Origin of the sequence: Dysgonomonas hofstadii (assembly GCF_014196915.1) — a bacterium.
Classification (GTDB): domain Bacteria; phylum Bacteroidota; class Bacteroidia; order Bacteroidales; family Dysgonomonadaceae; genus Dysgonomonas; species Dysgonomonas hofstadii.
Genome location: NZ_JACIEP010000002.1, coordinates 106,209 through 132,307 on the forward strand (window position 1 = coordinate 106,209; position 26,099 = coordinate 132,307).

Here is a 26,099-nt window from a genome sequence, read left to right on the forward strand (position 1 = left end):
ATGTTAACGAAGCAAATATAGTCTATATATCAGAAACTTACCTCTTGTTGTGAAAGAATTGTTTTAATAAAGCAGCGCTTTCTTCTGCTAAAATACCGGAGATAATCTGCGTTTTTACATGGAGTATCGACGGTGAATAGATAGAGTATCCTCGTTTTTCATCCTTTGCACCATATACGATCTTTGGAATCTGCGACCACAACAAGCCTCCTGCACACATTGGACATGGTTCTACAGTGACATACAAAGTACAGTTTTCAAGATATTTGCCGCCTAATACATTAGCAGCGGCGGTTATAGCCTGCATCTCGGCATGTGCTGTCACATCGTTAAGGGTTTCTGTAAGATTATGTGCACGGGCAATGATCCTCCCCCTGCAAACTACGACAGCCCCTATGGGAACTTCATCTTTGTCGAATGCAATACGGGCTTCATTAAGCGCCTGACGCATGTAGTATTCGTCATTGAGTATCGTACCGATCATCGGCGCATTTCATTTTCACCAAAAAGCGTGGGGTAATCCTGATCGAGATTCTTCAATATATGAGCTATAAGAGTCTCTCTGCACCAGCGGGAACGGTTCGCGATCTTATATTTTTTCATATACGAAGATATAAGGGCATATTCTTCCTCGTTGAGAGAAAAAAGAAGATGTTTCGTCCTGTTGCCGTGTATCCCTTTCTTTTTTGGTTTCATTTTTGCAAAAGTACGCACTTATCCTAATATCTGAAAGGATTTTGCATAGAATATTCACTCACGGGCTTCCGGTTCGTTTTCTTCAAAATTAATTCTCAGCTGGATAGCTCCGCTCCAATTAGTTTCTTCTTCATTATTTTTAAGACCGAGGCCTATCAGTCTCACTTTTGGAGAAAGGTCTACATTCTGAAGCAGTTCAAATCCAGCTTTGTAAAAATCCGGATATTCCGTTACCGGATCGGGAAAAGTCCTACTGCGTGTAATAATTTTGAAATCTGCATATTTTATTTTCAGGGTGATCGTCCTTCCTTTAAAACTCTTTTTCTTTATATCTTCAAATGCATCGCGCGCTACAATATCCAATTCGAGGGCTAATTCATCAAGATCATCAATATCCCTGTCGAATGTAGTTTCGGAACTTATAGATTTACGTATGCGGTACGATTCCACAGGACGGTCGTCTATCGCCCTTGCATTTTGATAATAAATATGGCCTGCTTTACCAAAATGAGCGACTAACTCCTGCTCGGTACGCTGTTTCAGATCCCATCCTGTTTTTATGCCCAATTCATGCATGTGTGTTGCAGTAACCTTCCCTACCCCAAAAAATCTTTCGATTGGTAGTGACTCTACAAATTTTTCGGCTATTTTTGGCTTTACTACAAACAATCCATTGGGTTTGTTTTGATCAGATGCTATTTTGGCCAGGAATTTATTGAATGACACCCCGGCAGAAGCTGTAAGGTGAGTTGCTTCATATATTTTTTGTTTGATCTCCTGTGCTATTTGCGTAGCAGAAGGAATGTCTTTATGATTTTCGGTGACATCAAGGAAAGCTTCATCCAGCGACAAAGGTTCTACCAGATCGGTGTACTCATAAAAGATACTCATTATCTGCCGTGAGACAGACTTGTACACATCGAAACGTGCCGGTACAAATATAAGGTGCGGACATTTACGTAAAGCGGTCTTTGAAGCCATAGCCGAGCGCACCCCATAGCGCCGCGACTCATAACTGGCTGCAGCCACAACACCCCTTGGCCCCGAATATCCTACAGCCAGAGGCTTTCCCCTGTACTGTGGATTATCACGTTGCTCGATAGATGCATAGAAAGCATCCATATCTATATGGATTATTTTGCGCATGGTTCAAAGCCCTTGAATATACAAAAGAAAGAAAAAAAACGGAGTTTTACACTTTTAATCTTTCACAGAGCAAGACTAAGGTAAATAATAATTCACCTCATATTATTGATAAATAAGCTTATCTTATTCTAGTGTAATCCGTTCTACATCTATTTTTTTATTTAAAAAAATGGTAGCTGTCTCAGAGAATTTTTGTGGAGATTCTGTGGTATAGTATTTCACTGTTCCGCCTTTCGTACACACCTTTTCCATTTCGGAATGACGTGAAAGATAATCCTGCAAGCTTCTTGCCACGTATTCACCTTGTGGTAGAGCCCTTACTTCTGGCGGAAGATATGAATTTATCTTATCCAACAGTAACGGATAGTGAGTGCAGCCAAGAATAAGAGTATCGATTAGCGGATCTGCAGATAATATGTGGCCGAGATACTTTTTTACAAAATAATCTGCCCCTTCGCCTTCAAACTCATTGTTCTCGACAAGGGGAACCCACATCGGGCAGGCCTGGCCTGTCACTTGTATATCCGGATGGAGCTTATTTATTTCTATGGGGTACGATTCGGATTGTATTGTACCCGCTGTACCCAATATCCCGATATGACGCGTTTTGGTAATATCACCTATAATTTCGGCAGTAGGGCGTATGACTCCCAAAACTCTTTTATCGGGATGTATTTTGGGCAAATCATTTTGCTGTATAGTACGCAAGGCTTTCGCCGAGGCTGTATTACAGGCAAGAATAACAAGATTACATCCTTTATCGAAAAGAGCCAGTACTGCTTGTTTTGTAAATTCATAAACAATGTCGAACGATCGGGAACCATACGGAGCACGGGAATTATCGCCAAGATAGAAATAATCGTACTCAGGCATAAGAGCCTGAAACTGCGAAAGGATAGTCAACCCTCCATAGCCCGAATCAAAAACGCCTATAGGTCCTGGTTTTAACATCGATTTTATTTCTTTATACAAAAAATGCTTCTGTAGAAAGAAGCATTTATATTTTTGTTATACTGATTCCTGTTATCTCACTTCAAGCTTCTTCTTTACCAGATCTGTCGCATTCGTTGCATCCGGTGTAACAAAAGCTATTGCTGGATTTGCCAGGTCATAGATACAAACAAAGCCCTGTTCAATTCCAACCTGATAAATGGCATCTTTCACCTTTTTGCGTAAAGGCACTATCAGTTGTTGTTCCTGAAGATTGATATCTTCCTGAGCGACTTTCATAAAATTGTTTATCTGACGTTCCAGTTCATATAGTTCCTGCATACGGCGAAGACGTACATTATCGGCCATAGAATTCTGATATGAAATAAAATCAGAATATTTCTTATTATAATCGTTTTGCATTACCTGCAATTCGTCTTTATACTTCTGATTCAGATCATTGATAAATTTTGTAGCTTCTACTTTCTCAGGAATGGCTTCTAATAGCTCATTCGAATTAATAAAAGCTATTTGCATAGCACTCTGCGCAACTATACTCTCAGCATAAAATACCGAAAATGTAAGAAATATTGAAAAGATAATTTTTTTCATCATGACTATTGCTATTTGTAGAGTGGCAATTTATTAAATCAGACGAAGAATTCGAGTTAACCTTTAAAACCTGTTGATAGTTGTGTGTTTCGGTGGTATGGTTAGTACCACCGACTTTCAAGGCAAGATTGCTTGTCAACAACTATCAATTGGTTTTTCTTTAGGTTATTCTTTAATGATGCAAAGATAAGTAATATTTTTTTATTACAACGTTTTCTTTACCTCTATTTCTTCAAATGGTTCAATTACATCACCAATTTTTATATCATTATAGTTATGTATATTCAAACCGCACTCATATCCGGCAGCGACTTCTTTCACATCATCTTTGAAACGCTTCAGTGATCCAAGTTCACCCGAATAGATAACTATACCATCTCGAATAAGGCGTATCTTATTGGCTCTCTTAAGCTTACCCTCCTTAACCATACATCCGGCAACTGTACCCACTTTGGTAATCTTGAAGACTTCACGTACTTCAACATACCCGGTTTGCACTTCCTTAATTTCAGGAGAAAGCATACCTTCCATCGCCGATTTCACTTCTTCTATAGCATCGTAAATAATTGAATACAGACGTATTTCCACTCCGTCTTTCTCGGCAGCTCTTCTTGCAGCCTGAGACGGACGTACCTGGAACCCTATTATAATGGCATCAGATGCTGCAGCCAGTGTTATATCTGATTCTGATATCTGACCTACTGCTTTATGAATAACATTCACCTGTATTTCTTCCGTAGACAGTCGGATCAATGAGTCGGAAAGTGCTTCTACCGAACCGTCCACATCACCTTTCACTATGACATTCAACTGCTGGAAGTTTCCGATCGCAATACGACGGCCTATATCATCAAGTGTAAGTATCTTTTGTGTACGCAGACCTTGTTCGCGTTGCAACTGTTCACGTTTGGTTGCTATTTCACGGGCTTCCTGTTCTGTTTCCAGCACATGGAAGATGTCTCCGGCCTGTGGTGCACCATTTAACCCGAGAATTAACGCAGGTGCAGCAGGTGCGGCAGCCTCAATATTCTGGTTTCGTTCATTGAACATAGCCTTCACACGCCCAAAGTAAGTCCCCGCAAGAACTATATCTCCTTTTTTCAAAGTCCCGTTCTCTACCAGAATTGTAGAAAGATATCCACGCCCTTTATCCAGTGACGATTCTATTACAGAACCTGTTGCACGACGGTTCGGATTTGCTTTCAGGTCTAGCAATTCTGCTTCCAGCAATACTTTTTCGAGTAGTTCATCTACCCCAAGCCCTTGCTTTGCAGAAATATCCTGCGACTGGTATTTACCACCCCATGACTCCACAAGGTAGTTCATATTAGCCAGAGTTTCTTTTATTTTTTCAGGATTTGCTCCCGGTTTATCAATTTTATTGATCGCAAACACAATAGGTACACCTGCTGCAGAAGCATGGTTGATAGCTTCCACTGTTTGCGGCATGACGTTATCGTCGGCTGCGACAATGATTATCGCAATATCCGTAACCTTGGCTCCACGTGCACGCATCGCAGTAAATGCTTCGTGTCCGGGAGTATCGAGGAATGTTATACGTCGACCTGATTTTAACTTCACATTATAAGCTCCGATATGCTGTGTGATACCTCCGGCCTCTCCGGCGATCACATTTGTCTGACGTATAGTGTCAAGGAGCGAAGTCTTACCGTGGTCTACGTGTCCCATTACGGTAACGATAGGCGCACGAGGTTCCAAATCTTCTTCATTGTCCTCCTCTTCATTTATAGCTTCAACTACTTCAGCACTTACATATTCGGTCTTAAATCCGAATTCTTCGGCAACTATATTTATTGTTTCCGCATCGAGGCGTTGGTTGATAGACACCATGATGCCTATGCTCATACAGGTAGATATTACCTGAACAACCGGCACATTCATCATATTGGCAAGGTCGTTTGCAGTAACAAATTCTGTTATCTTCAACACCTTACTTTCCTGTTCCTGTTGCTCCAGTTCCTCCTGTTGTCTTTGAGAAATTGCATCACGCTTCTCTTTCCTGTATTTAGATCCTTTGCTCTTTCCTCCTTTACTAGTTAGCCGGGCAAGGGTTTCCTTTATTTGTTTCTGAACGTCTTCTTCATTGACTACATGTTTAACAATAGGCTTACGGAGACTATGTTTCGATTTGTCTCCCTGACGCTGTACACCTGCGCCGCCACCTTGTGGAACACCTTTTTCAATGTCAACTTTACCTTTCTTTATACGATTACGTTTTTTCTTCGCGTTATCGTCATTATCTTCGTTTGCCTTGCGTTTTTTAGCCTCTTCATCAGTTTCTTTTTTCAGCAAACGCACTGTAGTATCCTTTACTTTCTTCTGATCCTGTTGTTCTTTTTCAAGTCGTTCTTTCCGTTTTTCAGCTTTGGTCTTTTTCGCCGGACGGGTTTTGTCATTGATCGAACTCAGGTCAATTGAACCTTTAACTACGATATTAGACTTAATTGTGGCTTTATTCAGTCTGAATACTTCATTCGAAGGTTCTTTTTCCTCCTCTGCCGGCTCAACTTCAACTGTCTCTTCTATGACAACAGATGCAGGAATCTCTTCTTCCGGGGCTTCCTCTATTATCTCAACCTTCTCTTCTATCACTTGCTCTACTTCTTTTTCGGGAAGTGGCTCTGGTTGCACTTTTATCTCTTCAACGACTTCTTCTATTACAGGCATTTCTTCTGGCTCAACAACAACTTCCTCTCTCCGTAGTTCAACTTTCTTTGGCCGGTTTAATGCATCCAGATCAATTTTGTCTACAACCTGCACATGAGGTTTGATCGATTCCGGAATTTCTGTTTTTATTTCGGTCTGAACAGGTTCTTCCTTCACCGGTTCAGGCTCAGGCTTCACCTCTTCTTTCGGAACTTCTTTTGCTCTTTCTTTTTCTTTTTTGTAGTCAAAGAAAGCTCTTAGATCTTCCGAGTCGCCAAATTCCCTTATCAGAAGTTCTTGTTGCCCACTGTCAATTTTAGTATTTGGGTTTGACTCTACATCAAAACCTTTTTTGTGCAGAAATTCAACTAAGCTGCTGATTCCTACATTCAGATCTTTTGATATTTTTATTAATCTTATAGACATATATTTTTTTTAATTCTAAAAATGAACAGCGGACTTATACGTTTTTCTTGATGTTGTCGTTTCTAAAACTTTGCAGATCCTGTTCGGGATACAAAAGTATTAAGAAATAAGCTAATAACCAAATTAAGATTACTCCTCATCAGTAAATTCTGCCCTCAAAATATCGAGGATTTCATCCACTGTACCTTCTTCTAAATCTGCCTCCTGAATTAGCTTATCTCTGTCGGCAGCCAAAACGTTCTTCGCTGTCACACAGCCGATACGCTTCAACTGATCTATTACCCAGCCATCTATTTCGTCACGGAATTCATCCAGATAGATATCTTCCTCGTCGAAATCGTCTATATCGCGATACACATCGATAGTATAGCCTGTAAGCATACTGGCCAGCTTGATATTGAATCCGCCTTTACCGATAGCTAATGAAACTTCCTCAGGGCGCAACAATACTTCGGCACGCTTTTCCTCTTCATTTATTTTTACAGAGGTAATTTTAGCCGGACTCAGCGCACGCTGAATATAAAGGCTGGTATTCGGCGTATAATTGATAATATCGATATTTTCGTTACGCAATTCACGCACAATGCCATGTATACGCGATCCTTTCATCCCCACGCAGGCTCCTACCGGATCGATACGTTCATCATACGATTCCACTGCAACTTTCGCTCTTTCGCCTGGTATGCGTGCTATATTTTTTATTGTGATCAGCCCGTCATTGATCTCAGGCACTTCCAGCTCGAGTAATCTTTCCAGGAATACAGGAGATGTACGCGACAATATGATCTTCGGATTATTATTTTTATTATCAACCCTTTCCACTACAGCACGGACATGCTCACCTTTGCGGAAAAAGTCGCTTGGTATCTGCTCTGTTTTAGGAAGTAGTAATTCTTCTTTCTCATCATCGAGCAGCAATATTTCTTTTTTCCATATCTGATATACTTCTCCCGAAACTATTTCGCCGATCTTCTCTTTATAGCGGGCATAAAGTCCTTCTTTCTGAAGTTCCAGTATTTTTGAGGTAAGGGTCTGACGAAGATTTAAGATAGCACGACGACCGAAGTCTTCAAAGAATACTTCATCGGTAACTTCCTCTCCCACCTCAAAGTCCTCATCGATTTTCTGTGCTTCGGTAAGTGATATTTCGGTATTGGGATCTTCCAGCTGATCATCTTCCACGATAGTGCGGTTGCGCCAGATTTCGAGGTCTCCTTTATCGGGATTGATAATAACATCATAATTATCATTGGTTCCGAACAGTTTCGCGATTACGTTGCGAAACGATTCTTCAAGTACACTGATCATTGTCATTCTGTCGATATTTTTCAGTTCTTTAAATTCTGAAAACGTATCGATCATACTAATAACTTCTTTTTTAGCCATAACAGTTATTTAAATCGTATTAAGTATTTTGTATATTTTACATCATCATAGGCAAAAGGAAGTTCTTCTTCCATTGCCACCTTCTTTTTAGCTCCTTCGGGTTTTACCATTTTTGTTACAACTACCACAAAGCCTGCTTCGTCCGAAGATTTTAATATTCCTGAAAGTTTTTGTCCGTTTTTGGTCAAAACCTCCACCTCATTTCCGATATTCTTTTGATATTGACGTGGAATCTTGAATGGTGAAGTAATACCCGCCGAACCAACTTCCAACTCGAAGTCTTCAACATCCCTATCCAGCTGTGACTCAATATTACGGCTAAGAGAGATACAATCATCGATGCTCACCCCTTCCTCGCTATCTACCTCAACTACGATTACGTTACCCGGCCTCACAGATACATCTACCAAGAACATACCAGTATCCCCGATGAACGCTTCCGCAATATTTTTTATCTGATCTTTTTCTATCATTTCTTTCAGGAACAAGAAAGAGGAAGCCACGGCCTCCTCTCCCTCTATTTTATTTTTCAGATGCAAAAGTAATAAAAATATTTTCCTGCTCCAAAATTTTAATCATTATTATGCAATACTTCGACATCTGTAATCCTTTTATTTTCTGTTTACGGCTTTTACTCCTTTTATTTTTGCTATCCGCGAACATAAAGCCTGCAGATCATTCACATCGTGCACATAGATATTTATCTTCCCTTCAAAGACACCGTCATTGGTCTCCACATTCAATCCTTTTATATTGAGCGACCCAGCAGTGATCACCTTGGTTATTTCGTTTAATATTCCCATGCGGTCTATCCCTGAGACTGTAATTGTCGTATGGAACGGAAATTGAGTATAACTCCCCCATTCCAGATTTATAATGCGATCTCCCTGGCTGGCTTTCAGTTTTAGCCCCACAGGACAATGTATGCTATGCACTTCGACCTCATTATCATCGGTCAGGTATCCGAACACTTTGTCGCCCGGAATAGGATTGCAACAGGTAGGTATCTTGAAGTTTTTATTGAAAGAGTCTTCTTCGAGAATATATGTTTTCTTTGGATCTATATGCTCATATTCAACCGGCTTTTCACCTTTTTCCTTATCCCCTTTTTTTACTACATGGAACGCCTGTTTCATATATTTAAGAAGCAGGTTATCCGGATTTTGCTTTTTAAGGCTTAATATTTTATCAATGCGCTGAGGCAGTGCGATATCATTATTCCCGATCGCATAAAACAGTTCTTCTTTGTTTACCTTTTGATAGTAATCCATCATCCGGTCAAGGATCGCCGGAGTAAGTTCCATTTCAGCTTCCTTAAAGCCTTTATTTAAAATCTCCTCGCCTTTTTTAGCCACATCGCGCCTGATCCGTCGCAGGGCATATTCTATTTTTGTCCGGGCTTTTGCCGTAGTAACCAGCCCGAGCCATTCGGCTTTAGGTTGTTGCGTTTTCGATGTAAGAATCTCAACCTGATCGCCACTGTTAAGCTTTTCACTGAAAGGCACTAACTTATGATTAACCTTTGCTCCTATACAATGGTCACCAATATCGGAATGAAGATCATATGCAAAATCAAGTGCTGTAGCACCTTGCGCCAGAGTGCGGATTTCCCCTTTAGGGGTGAAGACGAATATTTCCTGAGAAAAGAGATTGAGTTTTATGGTATCGAGAAAGTCCATGGCATTGGGACTAGGGCTTTCAAGGATTTCTTTGATAGTTTTGAGCCATTTGTCGAGCTCGGTATCCTCTTCTATTTTTCCTTCTTTGTATTTCCAATGAGCAGCGAAACCTTTTTCTGCGATGTCGTCCATTCGCCGGCTTCTGATTTGAATTTCTATCCATTGCCCGTCGGGCCCCATAACGGTGAGATGCAATGCCTGATATCCGTTCGACTTGGGTCTGCTTACCCAATCTCTGATTCTGTCGGGGCGCAGTTTGTATATGTCAGTAATAACGGAATAGATATCCCAACATCGCTTCTTTTCATCGATACCCGGTTCGTTCTCAAAAATAATGCGGACTGCGAAAATATCATATATTTCTTCGAAAGGGACTCCTTTTGCCTGCATCTTATTCCAGATGGAATAAATGGATTTCTCACGCGCCCTTATTTCGTATTTAAAACCCAGTTCGTTAAGTTTTTCTATAACAGGACCGGCAAAATGCTCATACACATTAGTCCTCAGCTTGTGTGTGGCTTGTAACTTATATTCTATTTCTTTATATACTTCCTGATTCTCCCACTTGAAACTGAGTTCTTCTAATTCTGTTTTAATAGCAAACAGACCAAGCCGGTGTGCCAGAGGGGCATAAATATACATAGTTTCGCCGGCTATTTTATATTGTTTGGCCGGGGTCATTGCGCCTAACGTACGCATATTGTGCAACCGGTCGGCTATCTTGACCAGAATAACACGAATGTCGTCAGACATGGTAAGTAACAGTTTGCGGAAATTCTCAGCCTGAGCCGAAACGTTTTCACCAAACATACCACTGGATATTTTTGTCAGGCCATCCACTATCTGAGCGATCTTCTCTCCGAAAAGGACTTTTACATCGTCTACGGTGTACTCCGTATCTTCCACCACATCATGAAGCAGGGCGGCGCAGATAGACGTGGAACCGAGGCCTATTTCGCCGCAGACAATACGGGCTACCGAAATAGGATGTAATATATAAGGTTCACCCGAACGCCGGCGCGCACCTTTATGAGCCTCTTTTGCAAAGAGGAAAGCTTTTGTGATGATATCAACTTTTCGTCTATGGTTAGTCTTCAGGTAATCATCAATAAGCGCATTGAACTCTTGCTCAACCAACAAATCATCTTGAGTATATGTGCTCTCTTTTGCCATAAGTTTTGAGTAAGGAAACAAAAATAATAAAATCAATCCTAATAGAGTGAAGTATCTCTATTAAAATTGATTTTAAATATTAAATTCTATTCTTTCTTTAATTACTGGAAGATAATATCGCCCTGTGTGCTGTAGCTTCCCTACTGCTTACAACATTACTTTCGTCAGACTGATCGGGTAATATAATAAGCAGCCGCTGACCTACTTTTGCCATACTGGAGGAAAGCTTGTTCCAGGTAACTATATCTTTTTTTGACACATTATACCGGGAAGCTATCTGAGTTATGGTCTCTCCTATTTTTACTTTATGATAAATAATTTTGGAGTCGTCACTTGATGAGCGCCGATCTTCATCATCCCCGTCTGTGGCTGCAATCCTTACTATAGGCAGGGTAGATTCGTCACGTACGATTTTTTTCATATATCCGTCAATCAGACTGGCTGTATATGTAGAATCAATCAATACAACAGGAAGCTCAGGTTCAGGCAGTTCCACCTTTTCTTCTATCTGAACATATTCTATTTTTTGAATTTTCAGGCTTTTACCTGCAATAAGGCTATTATTCTTTATTCCGTTCCATTTTTTTATATCATTTATGGAAGCTCCGTTTTTACGTGCAACCCCTGCCCATGTATCACCCTTACGTACTTTATAGTAGGAAGTTACAGTTTTGGGAACAGACACTGTTTTTGTCAATCCAGATACAGCTACAACAGTAGTTTCTTCGGTGGTACTAACATTATTCGAAGCCAGTTGTGTAGATGTATCTTCTTCTTTGGCCTGAACCGGACGATATATTTTCAATCTCCTCCCTACGGATAATTTATTTGAGGATAATCCGTTCCACTGTTTGATCTGAGCAGTGGTTACTCCATACGTGCCTGCGATTTTCGACATCGTATCTCCTCTTTTTACCCGATAAGTCACAGCATTTCCTGAAGAAGAACTTCCTCCGCCGACAACGTCTAATCCTGCCATCTTGCGGTGAGTCAGCAACTCATTCGATCGATAAGCATAAATAGCATCTTTGTTGTCGATAAACGCAGAAAGTTTATTCATAGGCAAACTCAGGGAATAAGCTTTATAATCCCCCGGAATAATATCATTCTTAAACTGAGGGTTATATGCACGAATATCGTCTATCGATACATTAATCACATCTGCAATTTGCTGAAAATGGATATTTTTATTAACCATCAGGGAATCGACTGATGCCGGAATCTTGCATTCGGCCGGACAAATATTATGTTCGTTATAATAATTCATGATATATGTGGCCGCTATGAATATGGGCACATATCCTCTCGTCTCTTTAGGCAGATAAGGATAAATAGCCCAGTAATCAGTTTGTCCACCACTGCGGCGTATCGCCTTATTCACATTGCCGGGCCCACAATTATATGCCGCTATCACCAGATTCCAGTCTCCATATATAGCGTACATATCTTTCAGGTATCTGACTGCCGCATTAGTTGATTTATGAGGATCTCTACGCTCATCAACCAAACTGTTTATTTCAAGATCATACATTTTTCCGGTAGTGGCCATAAACTGCCACAAACCTGTAGCACCTACACGGGAGCGGGCAATAGGATTCAACGCCGATTCTATCACCGGAAGATATTTGAGCTCTAACGGCAAGCCTTCTTTATCGAGTTCTTCTTCAAACATCGGAAAATAATATTTCCCCAGGCCCAACATATAGCTCACCTGATCTTTTCTACGACCGGCATACATCTCGATATAGCTCTTCACTAATGGATTAAAAACCAACTCCATCTGTGTAGGCAAAGCATATAACCGCTGCATGTAAACAGAGTCGTTGAATGTAATAGCCCCATCATCATTAGAACGGCAGTTATCGGAGAATTTGACATCTCTGCTCCAATCAGATAATAACTGATCGTAATTGCGCTCCATATCCACAGGATAAGTAATGTCCTTATCGGTAATGGTTTCTTTTAAGCTTTTGTGGTCGGACTGTCCCAGTGCGAAAAGCACATTACCGAACAAGAGTCCTGTAAAAAATATTTTTTTCAGCATAAGTGTCTTTTTATGGTATCACAGAAATTTCACGGAATATGAAAAGACTGCCTTGCTTATTTACTTTTAAATTAAAAAACTATACTACACTGCAACCCTACTGCCATTTTCGATGTAGGAGACGGGCCCCATACAACGGGGTAAATATTCATCGAAAGATCGGGCGACATATTAAAATCATACAATTGAGCATCGACATACGCATCAATCATGCATAAGGCATATACACCTACAGCTACGATTATCGCTAAGTCCCTGTTGCGGCGAAAACTATCTTTTCCCCGTTTCAGGAACTGCCTGAACCCTTCACGTCCACCACTCCAGTCTTCGGGAGAGGTCATTCCATAGCGCAGAAAATTCTGATACCGTCCATCCGGAACATCATTTACCAGATCGCTATATGCATTCTTATAATCACCATACGTCGTACCATTCCAGGTAATAGCGTATGTCAAACCGATGGCACCTCCGTATACAAGCGGAAGTTTCCAGTATTTACGGTTATATATTTGTCCCAACCCCGGAAGAATAGCCGAAAATATGACTGCTTTTTTTGAATCCGGTTTAAATTCTTCTTTAGGTAAAGTTATTTTCAAAGAATCGTTCAATACTATTTTTTTTTCTCCGATTATCGGCGAAATCGCATCAGGTGGAATACTATCCTGTTTTTCCTCGGCATTTACTATATCTTGGGTCTCAGAATTCTGCGCATGTAAAGGAATAGTTGCCATCCCCACTACACACAATAAATAAATAATCAACCCCTTTCTCATATATAATTACTACGGATAATTAACCTTTTTATTTTTTCAACTGGTCGAATATTGCCATAATTCTTTCCAGTTCTTCTTCCGATTTAAACGGAATACTGATTTTTCCTTTTCCCTGTTCGTTACAGGTAAGTTGCACTTTCGTAGAGAAAAATTTGGACAGATGAGTTTTCAACAACTCGAATTCTTCGGGAGTTGCTTTTTTCACCCCTGTTCTTTTTACTGCTTCAACGGCTTTCTCCTCTTTAAGAAGGTCTTCCAGCTTTTCGCCTTTGGCAATCGCCCTCACGTATTCCTCCACCTTACGAACCGACAAACCTTCTTCAAGGATCAGTTCATAAACCTCGAGTTGTGCTGCCGCGTCTTCCAGGGTAACCAGGGTACGGGCATGAGCCATATCCACTTTTTTATCGCGGATACCCATCTGAATTTCGGCAGGTAGTTTCAGCAAACGCAGGTAATTGGCTATTGTTGTCCTTTTCTTCCCTACACGATCACTGAGTTGCTCCTGCGTAAGGCTGTATGTTTCTATCAGTTTCTGATAGGCTAAAGCTATTTCTATGGAATTGAGGTCTTCACGCTGAATATTTTCGATCAGGGCCATTTCCATCACAGCCTCATCTTCGGCTGTTTTTATATATGCAGGTATAGTCGTCAATCCTGCGATCTGCGATGCCCTGTAACGGCGTTCACCCGCAATGATCTGGTATGAATCGTCGTCGGTCTTTCTTAACGTAATAGGCTGGATAACTCCTATCTGGCGTATAGAAGCGGCCAATTCCTGCAATGCCTCTTCATCGAAAATATGACGGGGCTGACCGGGATTAGCCTGTATTTTCGACAGTTCTATCTCGTTTATAGAGGATGAACCCTCGGTTTTTACTTCATCAATGGTGATAAGAGCATCGAGCCCCCTTCCTAATACCATCTTTTTAGCCATATCAATTCTTTATCGGTTTAGTATAGAATGCAAAGTTACGAATTTTTATCGATAAGTTCTTTAGCCAGTTGCATGTGATTGACCGCACCCTTGGATGCTGCATCGTAAACGAGCACCGGCTGGGCAAAACTCTGAGACTCGCTCAGCTTGACATTACGCTGGATAACAGTAGTGAATACCAGATCCTGAAAGTGGTTCTTCACTTCTTCATATATCTGATTAGCCAGACGCAAGCGCGCATCGTACATAGTCAGCAGGAATCCTTCTATTTCGAGTGAAGGGTTCAATTTATTCTTAATAATTTTTATTGTATTCAGTAGTTTACTGATTCCTTCCAATGCGAAATACTCACACTGGACCGGTATAATAATAGAATCGGCTGCCGTAAGGGCATTCACTGTTATCAGTCCCAATGAAGGGGAACAGTCTATCAGAATAAAATCGTAATCGGATTTCAAAGGAGTAAGTACCTCTGCCAGTTGTTTTTCCCGGTTATCGATATTCAGCATTTCCAACTCTGCTCCTACCAGATTTATGTGAGAGGGAATCACCTCCAAACGCTCTATTTCTGTTTTCACGATGGCGTCTTTGGGAGATGCGGCACCGATAAGACATTCATAAATAGTCTTATTTACCTTCTTTATGTCAATACCCAAGCCGGACGAAGCGTTTGCCTGAGGATCAGCATCTACCACCAAAACTGTTTTTTCCAATGCCGCCAGTGAAGCCGCCAGATTTATTGTAGTTGTTGTTTTTCCTACGCCACCCTTCTGATTGGCCAGTGCAATTATTTTACCCATACAAAAAATTCTAATTTTCTTTTAGATGACAAATTAAAGAATAAAAACTATGATTTTAGTGTTAAATTTGTGTAAGAATGTTTTTCTTGTTGAAAAATCGGCCTTATTGTTAATAAACTAACAAAGCTCCAGCAGGTCGTACACTTTATTCAACCACCCGTTGTAATTGAATCTGGAAACAGCTTCATCTAGATCAGAGCTGTATTTTACAGAAAGAACCGGATCATCCAGGACAGCTTTCATCCCCTGATAAACCCCTTCTGTACTATTGTCGACTAACAGTCCGTATTTTCCTCCATCGACAATATCGCGGGGTCCTCCGCAATCGGTAGTTATTACAGGTGTTTTAAGCGCCATGGATTCCAGCAGGACAAGCGAGAAGCTCTCTCTCTCGGACACACACAGGCTCCATTTACATTGCAATACATAAGGAAAAGGGTTATCTACGCGCCCCTTTAATGTTATATTTTCAAGCAAATCTCTTTTTGAAAGCATATCTTTCATTCCTGGGCTATCCATGCCATCTCCAAAGATATAGATATGAAAATTGTAGTTGTCATCCTTCAACCGGGCGGCAGCATTGATCAACCGGTCGACACGTTTTTCCGGTGAGGTGCGGGTTATCAGTATAAAATTTGTCCGGTCTTGCGGAATATCCAGGATCGGCTCTTTCGACTTTTCGACTACCTGCGTCAGATCAATCGCATTATACAATACCCCAATATCCTGTTTAGGCATCATTCCTTCATGCAGGACGTCTATATAAGCATTCTTTGCTGCATCGGACACACAGATTACTTTATCGAAAGAATCATATGATCTTTGAACTTTACTTAATTGTATTATATTCAGCCAGACCGACAGTCTTTCCCTGAACGAATTTATTTCATATTTTCTCCTATATATAATATTGTGAATCCACAATATTTTCCGGACTTTCATTTTTGAGAAAATGCGGGCGAAGAAAGTTTCTTTGAAACAAACTATCTCGTCATAATCAGCCTCGTCTATCCCTTTTATACGGGCATATAGCCGTGGTAAGAAGATCATCATGCTCTCGCTAAGCTTTCGCCTGAAATGGGATAATTTGTCGGGATATAGATATTTTACCGATATTTTAGGCGATACCTTATTCAGCAATACATCCTTATCCGAAATTTCGGGCAGCAGGAGTGTCAACTCGCATTCTTTTGCCGCCAGATGATTTAAAAGATCTACCAGAAGAACTTCCGTACCTCCCATAACAAGGCTATCGTTAAAAAAAAGTATCCGTTTCATTCTCTCTGCCTGTTTTTCCGGTTAAGTAATTATCTTAATCACACTCTCTACCCAATAATCTTCGTGATTGAGGCACGGAACAAAGGAAAAATCCGTCCCACCTTCTTTCTGAAACAGTTCACGGGCTTTTATATTTATATCGTACAGGGTTTCCAGGTTGTCGGCTGCAAAACCCGGTGCAACAACAATGACTTTATTTGTTCCTGCTCCGGCCAGTTCTTTTATTGTGTCATCCAGATCGGGCTTCAGCCATTTACTGCCCATTGCCGAATGATAAACCAGCCTTGTTTTGCGGGGATCGATGGCTAATGCTTTGATAAGTAACCTTATTGTTTCTTTTGTCTGGTACACATAATCAAAATCCTTGCCTTTATTCCACCCTTCTTCCACATGGCTGAGAGGGAGACTATGGAATGTAAACACCAGCTTATCAAAACCTTCTCCGATATATGGTTTTATTCTTTCTGCCAAAGATGAAATATATGCAGGATGATCAAAATAGGGTTCGACAAATTTAAGACGGAAAGGATACGGCCGTTTATAAAAAACCTGACCTACATGATCCACCACCGTTTTATACGAAGATTCGGCATATTGCGGAAATAACGGCAGGACAATAACTTCATGCAACCTGCTTTCTTTAGCCAGAAGGCGCTCAAAGGCAGCCTGAACCGAAGGTTCGCCATAACGCATGGCAACCTCGACGGGTATTTCGGTTTGCTGTTCCAGTTTTTCCGCTAATTTTTTCGCATGATGCAATAAAGGAGAGTCATCACAGCTCATATCCCAGATCATTTCATAATGCCTTGTTGAAGGAAACTGGCGAAAAGGAAGAATAATACCATTAACCAGAACAGGACGGAACCAATCGGCAACAGTCATTACATAAGGGTCGGAGAGCATGGCACGGATAAAGAATTTTACATCTTCCCGTTTACATGTCTTCGGACTTCCGGTATTGACTAATAATATTCCTATCATAAGATTGGGTTTCAAGATTTCAGGTTTCAAGATTTCATTATATAAACAGAATTACTGATTTATCCAATTTTGAAATCTTGAAACCTGAAATCTTGATATATTAAATTAATCACACATACGTTTCAAGAAGCAGAACACTTCCCTGCGGACTGATAAGCACACTCTTTGTATCGGCTGGAATAAGGATCGTCTCCCCTTGTTTTACATCCAATTCGTTTCCTTTATCGTCTTTTATCTGACAGGCGCCTCCCATACAAATATATGCAACGAACGAATCTGTCGCGCTATAATCACGGGTAACATCTTTTGTCAGCTCCAGCAGGTTTGTTGTAAAGTATTTACAAGATTCGAGCAGTACCGGCTGGTTTTCCTTTCTGGTATATGATGTTTTATAATCGTCATACAGCTTAAAGTCTATCGCATCTTTAGCCAGTTCGGTATGCAACTCACGTCCGTTACCGTTTGCGTCTTTGCGGTTATAATCGTAAATACGGTATGTAATATTGGATGTTTGCTGTATTTCAGCAATAAACGTCCCTGCGCCTATCGCATGCACGCGTCCGGCAGGGAGGAAAAACACATCACCTTTCTTCACATCGTGTTTTGCCAGAGAATCTACAAATGTATTGTCTTCGATACTCTTCACATACGAACCGGGAGTCATCTGTTTTTCAAATCCTGAATAAAGGAATGCACCCGGAGCAGCATTAATCACATACCACATTTCGGTTTTCCCAAATGAGTTGTGACGTTTCTTAGCCAGTTCATCATCGGGGTGAACCTGGATAGACAAATTGTCGCGGGCATCTATAAATTTGATCAGCAAAGGGAAAGTCGTTCCAAATGTTTCATAGTTCTTTTTTCCTACCAATTGCTCTTTGTATGTTGCTATTACTCCATCAAGGCTTTTGTTTTCCAGTTCTCCGTTGGCCACGACAGAAACATTGCCTTCAACACTGGAGATCTCCCAACTCTCGCCTATTCCTTCTTCCTCGGGAGTTACACCTTTAAATTTGCAGATTTCATTACCACCCCATATGATAGATTTGAGGATCGGTTTAAATTTTAGCGGATATAATTTCATCTTAAATATTTATATTTATTATAATTCATGATTCCTTTACACAAAGGTAGTCAAAGTTTTTGCTATTGTACAATACAGCTTTTCTATTATCGAAAAAGGCCTGACAACCAGACCTTTTTATATTTTAATCTATTTTCTTCAGAACAAATGCAGTGCGTGCTGGGATATACAGTTTCAGCCAGCCTTTACTGTCTTTTGCATACAATTCATCATGAACTGTAAAATGCTCCACCGATTCATCCATCAGGTCGTTTCCTCCATACAGATGTGAATCGCTGTTCAGTACAGCTTTGTACCTTCCTTCAGGCGCAAGGAATCCATAATCGAAGAATGATTTATTCGGATTGAAATTGAATACAAAAATGTAATCCTCTCTCATATATGCCAACACCTGGTCTTCGTCCTTATCCCAAAGCCGGATAACCGGAGTCTTTTCGAAATGTTTTACGGAAGAGATGAGTTCGAGCATCGCTTTATCAAAATCGCCCAGATAATGATATTTCAAATCTTTATTATCTGCCAGCCACCACTGACGACGGGCATATTTGTATGACCAGCCATTACCTTCACGGGGAAAATCCACCCATTCGGGATGACCGAATTCATTTCCCATAAAATTAAGGTAACCTCCGTTTATGGTAGATGCTGTAACAAGGCGTATCATTTTATGCAGGGCAATCCCCCGGTCAGTAGCATATGAACTACCATAATGCTTCGACATATACCAGTACATGTCTGAGTCTATCAGGCGGAATATGATCGTTTTGTCTCCCACCAACGCCTGATCATGGCTCTCGGCATACGATATTGTTTTTTCATCCTCACGTCTGTTAGTCAATTCCCAGAATATGCCGGTAGGATGCCATTCTTCGTCTTTTCTCTCTTTGATTATTTTGATCCAGTAGTCAGGGATATTCATAGCCATACGGTAATCGAAACCGTATCCGCCGTCTTTTATTTTGGTAGCCAATCCCGGCATCCCACTCACCTCTTCAGCTATTGTGATCGCTTTGGGGTTTACTTCATGTATCAACTTGTTGGCAAGGGTAAGGTAAGCGATCGCATCCTCATCTTCGTTGCCGTTATAATAATCCTGATAGCCACTGAAATTATCACCCAGTCCATGACTATAATAGAGCATCGATGTTACGCCGTCGAAACGGAAACCGTCGAATTTATATTCTTCGAGCCAGAATTTGCAATTGGACAAGAGAAAGTGAAGAACTTCATTCTTTCCATAGTCGAATACCAGTGAATCCCAGGCAGGATGCTCCCTGCGACTACCTTCATGGAAATATTGGCTGAAAGATCCATCGAAACGCCCCAAGCCTTCCACCTCATTCTTTACAGCATGAGAATGAACAATATCCATAATCACCGCCAGCCCCAATTGGTGGGCGTCGTCGATCAGATGCTTCAGCTCGTCGGGAGTACCAAAGCGGGAAGATGCAGCAAAGAAACTGGAAACATGATATCCGAACGAGCCATAATAAGGATGCTCCTGTATGGCCATTATCTGGATAGTATTATATCCGTCTTCTTTTATCCGCGGTAATATATTTGTCCTGAATTCTTCGTATGTCCCAACCTTTTCCTGCTCGGCAGCCATACCGATATGGCATTCATAGATCAGTAAAGGATCGGTTTTCGGCTTGAAAGCTTTCTTTTTGAACTCGTATGATTCTTTCGGAACCCAAACCTGCGCACTGAATATTTTTGTATTCTCATCCTGCACAACCCGTGTAGCCCAGGCAGGAATACGTTCTGCTTCGCCTCCATACCAGCATACGATAAGTTTGAACAGATCGCCGTGCTTTATCTTGTCCAGAGGAAGCTTCAACTCCCATTCACCATTATCTTTCCTGTTCAGTTTAAAATCGTCCTGTTTCTGCCAGCCGTTGAAATCGCCGACCATATAAATCGCCGTCGCATTGGGAGCCCATTCCCTGAAAATCCACATCCGGGCTTGTTTGTGCAGTCCGAAATACAGATGTCCCGAAGCAAAATCGGCCAATGATACTTTACCATTATTTGTTAAATCGGCTTCCCGCTTCAACACATAATTGTAACGTCCTTCTATGGCTTCTGCATATGGTTTTAACCATATATCGTTCTTTACTAGTTTCAACATGGGCTTATTATTTTAGGAATTATAGGTTATGAGTTTCAAGGCAATTCATAATTTATAACTCATAATTCATAACTATTTTAACTACTACTTTGCGAACTTTGCCTCCGCCACCGATACATGGCGCATGTCCATCCTGAGGAAAAAATATGGCAAAATCGCCGGGTACGGCTGTTACCAGCGTAGTACCTTTATCGTAAAAAAACTGAATATCTTTTTCTTCGTTAAATATATCCCTCTCATTTTCCAGTTCGCCGCGGGCTTTCCATCCATATGTTTCGGCAACGCTGACCGGAAGCTGTATATCAATATATTTATTGTGAACTTCCATTTTAGCTTCTTCTTCAGTCCTTAGGTCACTGTCGCTGACCACAACAAAAAGATCTTTTCCTTTCAGTTCGGTCTTACCTGTCTCAGCCTTCATGAAGTCAACAGACTTAAGATATTCAAAAGCTTCTTTAAACAGAGGATGTATCCCATAATACAACTCTGCGTTTTTCAAACTGTCTAAAATCATAGCGTATATTTTTATTAATTCTTATAATCTTCGGGAGTTATAACCAACGAAAATATGTATTTGCCCGACTGGTCGTTATACTGGTATTGCATGGTCACCCCGTTTTCTCTGAAAAATTTCATATCGGGGCTTGTCTTTATTACACTCACAACCTGAGGTTTCAGATTGGACTTGAAAAGAGTGGTATCGGATATTACAATATCGCTTACAGTATGAAAATGCCGTATATTTTTACCGGGCAATGCTTTGCAGCTATCGAGCCGCGTCCATTGATCCAAAAGCCTGGGAGTAGCTTTATTTGTATCTTCAACAATCTTTTTTAACTGATTATCAACGCTTCCCGAACAAAAAGGAAATATGATAATACCTATAGCAATAAATAAATAAAATAGTCCCTTTCTATTAATTATTCCTTTCATAACGATATTTCTAAACTTCTACAAGTTTAAGAAATTTAATCGGAATATCCACTAAATCTTTTTACATTTCCTCTTCTTCGGGTTCTCCTATACTATCTATCATATCCTCTACAGTAGTATTACCCAAACCCTTCGGATTAGGCCCGTAATCGTTTTCGCCATAATCTCCATCGGCAAACAACATCCAGAAACCATAAAAAGGAATTATCTGAAACCAGCCTGTATTATTCCGGTCATGGCACCTTTTAGCTCCCTGTGCCCAAATAAACCAATAAACAGGGATGAGAAAAATGTACAATACCTCTTCAGGCATACCAGAAAAGCCTATGATAAAACCTATCAGAGTAGCCGCAAGATACATAAAAATAATGCTTAGGCCGTACTCGAGCCTGCGAATACGACCTTTAAAAGAAAACGGGTTTTGAAACATAAAAGTCTTGTTGTATTAGATTATTAAAATGTGTGTTTTACAGAATTTCAGGTGTCTGTCTGTTAAACAAATGTATATATTATTTTATTGAATTACTCATACGAAAGATATTTTATCTTACAATTTGCTCAATATTTTATATTCGAAAGCAAATTTTACCTATTTTTGTTCTAATTTGTTCATTTAACATTAATTAAATCTATAGTCGTTGTATGAGAAAATTACTGTTTATTTTAAGTTTATCAATTATGATTTATTCTTGTAACTCTACAAGCAATAAGGGTACGGATAATCCGTTCTTTTCGGATTACAGCACACCTAACGGGGTTCCGCCTTTCGACCTGATAAAAGCAGAACATTTCATCCCTGCATTTGAAGAAGGAATGAAACGCCATAATGCTGAAATAGCCTCCATTGTGAATAACCCTGAACCTGCAACATTCGAAAACACAATAGTAGCCCTTGACGAGTCGGGCAGGATGCTTGATAAAGTAGGCGCTGCATTTTCGGTGATGACAGGTACAATGTCTGATTCTATATACCAAAGCCTGGAAAAGGAAATAACTCCGAAACGCACCGAGCATTATGATAATATCAATTTCAATACCGCATTATTCGATCGTATCAAGGCCGTACATGATGACACTACCAGTGTTGCAAAGCTGACTACAGAACAAAAAATGCTACTTGATAATACATACAAAAGCTTTGTACGTTCGGGGATTTTGTTAGACGGATCGAAACAAACCCGTCTGCGTGAGATCAATAAGGAACTAAGCTCGGCTTCCCTAGCCTTTAACCAAAACCTATTGAAAGAAACAGATAGTTATCAATTAGTTATTGAAAACAAAGAAGACCTTGCCGGACTACCGGAAGATGTGATCGCCGCTGCTGCAAAAACTGCAAAAGATAAGGGACTGGAAGGCAAATGGGTATTCGGACTGAGCAAACCCAGCTGGGAGCCATTCCTGCAATATGCTGAAAACCGTGACCTTCGTGAGAAATTATATAAAGCTATGTACATGCGTGCCGATAATGGCAACGAGTTCGACAATAAAGAGAATATCAAAAAAATTGTCAGTCTGAGACTGGAGAAAGCAAATATCCTCGGATATAATACCCATGCAGACTATGTACTGGAACGCACAATGGCAAAAACCCCGGATAATGTAATGGATTTGCTAAACAATATCTGGAAATACGCCCTCCCTCAGGCTAAAAAAGAATTAGCTGAATTGCAGGCAATTGCCGACAAAGAAGGGAAAAACATAAAAGTAGAATCATGGGATTGGTGGTATTATGCCGAAAAACTTCGTAAAGAAAAATACGCACTGGACGAAGAAGCGCTGAAACCATATTTCCAGGCTGATAATGTGCGTCAGGGAGTGTTTGCTGTGGCTAATAAACTATACGGGATCACTTTCAAACAACGAACAGATGTCCCTGTATACCAGCAAGACGTAAAAGCTTATGAAGTAAGTGACGTCGATGGTTCACTGATCGGACTGATCTATTTCGACGACTTTGCACGCCAGGGAAAACGTCCGGGAGCATGGATGAGCAGTTTCCGCAAACAGGAAGTATTCAAAGGAGACTTTGTTCATCCTTTGATTTACAATGTAGGTAATTACAATCCTCCGACAGAAGGAAAACCAGCTCTGCTTACTATAGACCAGGTAGAGACAATGTTCCACGAGTTCGGACACGGATTGCACGGATTATTATCGAAATGTACTTACAACGGAGTATCAGGTACTGCTGTTGCCCGTGATTTCGTAGAACTACCATCACAGATAATGGAGCATTGGGCATTCGAACCGGAAGTACTGAAAATGTATGCGAAACATTACGAAACAGGTGAAGTTATTCCTCAGGAATTGATTCAGAAAATACAGAACGCAGGATATTTTAATCAGGGATTCCGCACAACTGAGCTTGTTGCAGCTGCCATTCTCGACATGAACTGGTATACGATGACCAGCGACAGTAATGCTAAAGGCGGGGACGGATTGAAAAATCTGGATGTAAATAAATTCGAAGCCGATGCTATGAATAAAATAGGACTGATACCTGAAATTATCCCAAGATACAGAAGCACATACTTCCAGCATATTTTCAGTGGAGGTTATTCATCGGGATATTATAGTTATCTGTGGTCTGAAGTACTCGACTCTGATGCATTCAATGCGTTTGTAGAAAAAGGAAATATCTTCGATCAGGAAACAGCAAAATCGTTCCGAGAAAATGTATTGTCCAAGGGTGGCTCAGACGAACCGATGACCCTTTACAAGAAATTCAGGGGAGCAGAGCCAAACCCGGTATATTTATTGAAAAACAGAGGATTCGTTAAATAATTATGAGTTATGAATTATAAGTTATAAATGGAGAGTATAATAAGTTATTTGTTGAAAAACGTCAACTTATAATTCATAATTTATAACTCATAACTACATTTTATTATCTTTGCAACTCGAAAATTTTAATAATAACCAAATATAATTTAATGGCAACTACAGCAGATATAAGAAATGGTATGTGCATCGACATCGATGGACAATACTATGTTATTATCGAATTCTTACATGTTAAACCCGGAAAAGGCGCGGCTTTTGTACGCACTAAAATGAGAAGCGTAACCACAGGCCGTGTTTTGGAACGCACATTCAATGCGGGGGTAAAACTAGATGAAGTACGTATAGAAAGAAGACCTTATCAGTATCTCTATCAGGATGATATGGGTTACAACTTTATGAATACAGAGACTTTCGAGCAAGTATCTATCGCCGGAGATATGATCAGCGGCGTGGCTTTCCTCAAGGAAGGCGATATGGTAGAAGTACAGGTACATGCCGAAACTGAAACTATCCTGACAGCCGAAATGCCTCAGAATGTTATTCTTCAAGTAACATATACCGAACCCGGAATGAAAGGTGATACAGCAACCAACACATTGAAACCTGCCACTGTAGAAACAGGCGCAGAGGTACGTGTTCCATTGTTTATCAACGAAGGTGATAAGATAAAGATCAGTACTGCTGATGGTTCGTATGTAGAACGTGTAAAAGGTTAAAAACTTTTCGATATATCAGAAAAGAGGCATATCTTTGGGTATGTCTCTTTTTTATTTATGGAAAACAAAGTAAAACTTAACATCAAAGACTGGGCGGAAGAAGACCGCCCCCGCGAGAAGATGCTCCTGAAAGGAGTAGGCGCATTATCTGATGCAGAGTTACTCGGTATCCTTATTGGTTCGGGCAACAAAAATGAAACGGCGGTCGAACTGGCTCAACGCATTTTGCGCAGCGCAGAGAATAACCTTAACCTGTTGGGTAAACTGGAAATAAAAGACCTGATAAAGAACTTCAACGGGATAGGCGAAGCCAAAGCGATAACAATAGTCGCCGCCCTTGAACTGGGAAAACGGCGCAAGTTATCGGAAGTAATCACCCAGCCACAAATAACATCGAGTGAGGATGTCTATAATATATTCCACCCTGTGCTGGCAGACCTGAAACACGAGGAAGTATGGGTACTTTTATTGAACAGAGCAAATAAAGTGCTGAAAAAAATACAGGTAAGCAAAGGTGGTGTAACGGGTACTGTAGTCGATGTCAGAATGATAATGAAAGAAGCGATAGACAGCCTGGCTTCGGCGATGATACTATGCCACAATCATCCTTCAGGCAATTCCAATCCCAGTGGAGATGACGACAATATCACCCGGAAACTGAAAGAAGCCGGAAAAATTATGGAGATACAATTACTTGATCACATAATAGTTTGCGACCATTCATATTACAGTTATCTGGATAGAGGAAGGATATAACAGGAGTTAAAGGAATCAAGTAGTTACCAGTTGCTTAGCAACTTAGTAGTTAAGAAGAAAATAATGTTAACATTACTTATTCTTAACTCCCTGACTACTAATGACTGAAACAAGTGATTACTCCTTTGACCACCAATTCGCATATATCATCTTTTTTCACTATTTTT

Annotated in this window: 22 protein-coding genes and 1 pseudogene; 3 read left to right on the forward strand and 20 right to left on the reverse strand. The window is 40.5% G+C overall.

Going from position 1 to position 26,099, the window contains the following annotated elements:
- Positions 1 to 37: 37 nt before the first annotated feature.
- From GGR21_RS02425 to GGR21_RS02520, 20 genes and pseudogenes are all read right to left on the reverse strand, one after another.
- Positions 38 to 484, reverse strand: a complete 447-nt coding sequence (locus GGR21_RS02425) for a nucleoside deaminase (RefSeq protein WP_221232884.1) — start codon at positions 482 to 484, stop codon at positions 38 to 40.
- The gene (locus GGR21_RS02430; RefSeq protein ID WP_183305586.1) at positions 481 to 696 is read right to left on the reverse strand and encodes a hypothetical protein; all 216 of its coding nucleotides are present in this window, start codon (positions 694 to 696) and stop codon (positions 481 to 483) included. The genes GGR21_RS02425 and GGR21_RS02430 overlap by 4 nt, the downstream gene beginning before the upstream one ends.
- Positions 697 to 750: 54 nt before the next feature.
- Positions 751 to 1,842 carry a DNA polymerase IV gene (dinB, locus tag GGR21_RS02435; RefSeq protein ID WP_183305587.1) on the reverse strand — a complete coding sequence of 364 codons (1,092 nt, stop codon included), beginning with the start codon at positions 1,840 to 1,842 and terminating at the stop codon, positions 751 to 753.
- A 123-nt stretch (positions 1,843 to 1,965) separates the two neighbouring features.
- Positions 1,966 to 2,793: a glutamate racemase gene (gene murI / locus GGR21_RS02440; RefSeq protein WP_183305588.1), complete on the reverse strand. Its 828-nt coding sequence runs from the start codon at positions 2,791 to 2,793 to the stop codon at positions 1,966 to 1,968.
- A 72-nt stretch (positions 2,794 to 2,865) separates the two neighbouring features.
- The gene (locus GGR21_RS02445; RefSeq protein ID WP_183305589.1) at positions 2,866 to 3,387 is read right to left on the reverse strand and encodes an OmpH family outer membrane protein; all 522 of its coding nucleotides are present in this window, start codon (positions 3,385 to 3,387) and stop codon (positions 2,866 to 2,868) included.
- 201 nt (positions 3,388 to 3,588) lie between these two features.
- Entirely contained in the window at positions 3,589 to 6,477 is a 2,889-nt protein-coding gene (infB, locus tag GGR21_RS02450; protein WP_183305590.1) for a translation initiation factor IF-2, read from the reverse strand.
- A gap of 129 nt (positions 6,478 to 6,606) precedes the next feature.
- Positions 6,607 to 7,863, reverse strand: a complete 1,257-nt coding sequence (gene nusA, locus GGR21_RS02455) for a transcription termination factor NusA (RefSeq protein WP_183305591.1) — start codon at positions 7,861 to 7,863, stop codon at positions 6,607 to 6,609.
- Positions 7,864 to 7,868: 5 nt separating this feature from the next.
- Positions 7,869 to 8,336: a ribosome assembly cofactor RimP gene (gene rimP / locus GGR21_RS02460; RefSeq protein ID WP_183305950.1), complete on the reverse strand. Its 468-nt coding sequence runs from the start codon at positions 8,334 to 8,336 to the stop codon at positions 7,869 to 7,871.
- A 138-nt stretch (positions 8,337 to 8,474) separates the two neighbouring features.
- The gene (locus tag GGR21_RS02465; protein ID WP_183305592.1) at positions 8,475 to 10,715 is read right to left on the reverse strand and encodes a RelA/SpoT family protein; all 2,241 of its coding nucleotides are present in this window, start codon (positions 10,713 to 10,715) and stop codon (positions 8,475 to 8,477) included.
- Between the two features lie 790 nt (positions 10,716 to 11,505).
- Positions 11,506 to 12,759, reverse strand: a pseudogene (locus GGR21_RS21100) (transglycosylase SLT domain-containing protein); the annotation flags it as partial.
- Positions 12,760 to 12,830: 71 nt separating this feature from the next.
- The gene (locus tag GGR21_RS02475) at positions 12,831 to 13,532 is read right to left on the reverse strand and encodes a DUF5683 domain-containing protein (RefSeq protein WP_183305594.1); all 702 of its coding nucleotides are present in this window, start codon (positions 13,530 to 13,532) and stop codon (positions 12,831 to 12,833) included.
- A 28-nt stretch (positions 13,533 to 13,560) separates the two neighbouring features.
- Positions 13,561 to 14,469, reverse strand: coding sequence for a ParB/RepB/Spo0J family partition protein (locus GGR21_RS02480; protein ID WP_183305595.1), 909 nt, complete (start codon positions 14,467 to 14,469; stop codon positions 13,561 to 13,563).
- 35 nt (positions 14,470 to 14,504) lie between these two features.
- Positions 14,505 to 15,269 (reverse strand): ParA family protein, encoded by a 765-nt coding sequence (locus GGR21_RS02485; RefSeq protein WP_183305596.1) that lies wholly within the window; start codon positions 15,267 to 15,269, stop codon positions 14,505 to 14,507.
- A gap of 117 nt (positions 15,270 to 15,386) precedes the next feature.
- A complete protein-coding gene (locus tag GGR21_RS02490; protein WP_183305597.1) occupies positions 15,387 to 16,547 on the reverse strand; it encodes a glycosyltransferase in 1,161 nt (386 codons plus the stop codon).
- A gap of 21 nt (positions 16,548 to 16,568) precedes the next feature.
- Complete coding sequence (gene hemH, locus GGR21_RS02495) at positions 16,569 to 17,528, reverse strand: ferrochelatase (protein ID WP_183305598.1); 960 nt, start codon at positions 17,526 to 17,528, stop codon at positions 16,569 to 16,571.
- A gap of 109 nt (positions 17,529 to 17,637) precedes the next feature.
- Positions 17,638 to 18,612, reverse strand: coding sequence for a type I phosphomannose isomerase catalytic subunit (locus GGR21_RS02500; protein WP_183305599.1), 975 nt, complete (start codon positions 18,610 to 18,612; stop codon positions 17,638 to 17,640).
- Between the two features lie 124 nt (positions 18,613 to 18,736).
- The gene (locus GGR21_RS02505; RefSeq protein ID WP_183305600.1) at positions 18,737 to 20,743 is read right to left on the reverse strand and encodes an alpha amylase C-terminal domain-containing protein; all 2,007 of its coding nucleotides are present in this window, start codon (positions 20,741 to 20,743) and stop codon (positions 18,737 to 18,739) included.
- Between the two features lie 52 nt (positions 20,744 to 20,795).
- A complete protein-coding gene (locus GGR21_RS02510; protein ID WP_183305601.1) occupies positions 20,796 to 21,257 on the reverse strand; it encodes a YhcH/YjgK/YiaL family protein in 462 nt (153 codons plus the stop codon).
- A 14-nt stretch (positions 21,258 to 21,271) separates the two neighbouring features.
- Positions 21,272 to 21,676 (reverse strand): hypothetical protein, encoded by a 405-nt coding sequence (locus tag GGR21_RS02515; protein ID WP_183305602.1) that lies wholly within the window; start codon positions 21,674 to 21,676, stop codon positions 21,272 to 21,274.
- A gap of 61 nt (positions 21,677 to 21,737) precedes the next feature.
- Positions 21,738 to 22,106, reverse strand: a complete 369-nt coding sequence (locus tag GGR21_RS02520) for a DUF805 domain-containing protein (RefSeq protein ID WP_183305603.1) — start codon at positions 22,104 to 22,106, stop codon at positions 21,738 to 21,740.
- A gap of 212 nt (positions 22,107 to 22,318) precedes the next feature.
- Between GGR21_RS02520 and GGR21_RS02525 the strand changes: the two genes are divergently transcribed.
- The 3 genes from GGR21_RS02525 (at position 22,319) to radC (ending at position 25,932) form a co-directional block, all read left to right on the forward strand.
- Positions 22,319 to 24,460 carry a M3 family metallopeptidase gene (locus GGR21_RS02525; protein ID WP_183305604.1) on the forward strand — a complete coding sequence of 714 codons (2,142 nt, stop codon included), beginning with the start codon at positions 22,319 to 22,321 and terminating at the stop codon, positions 24,458 to 24,460.
- 149 nt (positions 24,461 to 24,609) lie between these two features.
- The gene (gene efp / locus GGR21_RS02530) at positions 24,610 to 25,176 is read left to right on the forward strand and encodes an elongation factor P (RefSeq protein ID WP_183305605.1); all 567 of its coding nucleotides are present in this window, start codon (positions 24,610 to 24,612) and stop codon (positions 25,174 to 25,176) included.
- A 57-nt stretch (positions 25,177 to 25,233) separates the two neighbouring features.
- Positions 25,234 to 25,932, forward strand: a complete 699-nt coding sequence (gene radC / locus GGR21_RS02535; protein ID WP_183305606.1) for a RadC family protein — start codon at positions 25,234 to 25,236, stop codon at positions 25,930 to 25,932.
- Positions 25,933 to 26,099: the final 167 nt, after the last annotated feature.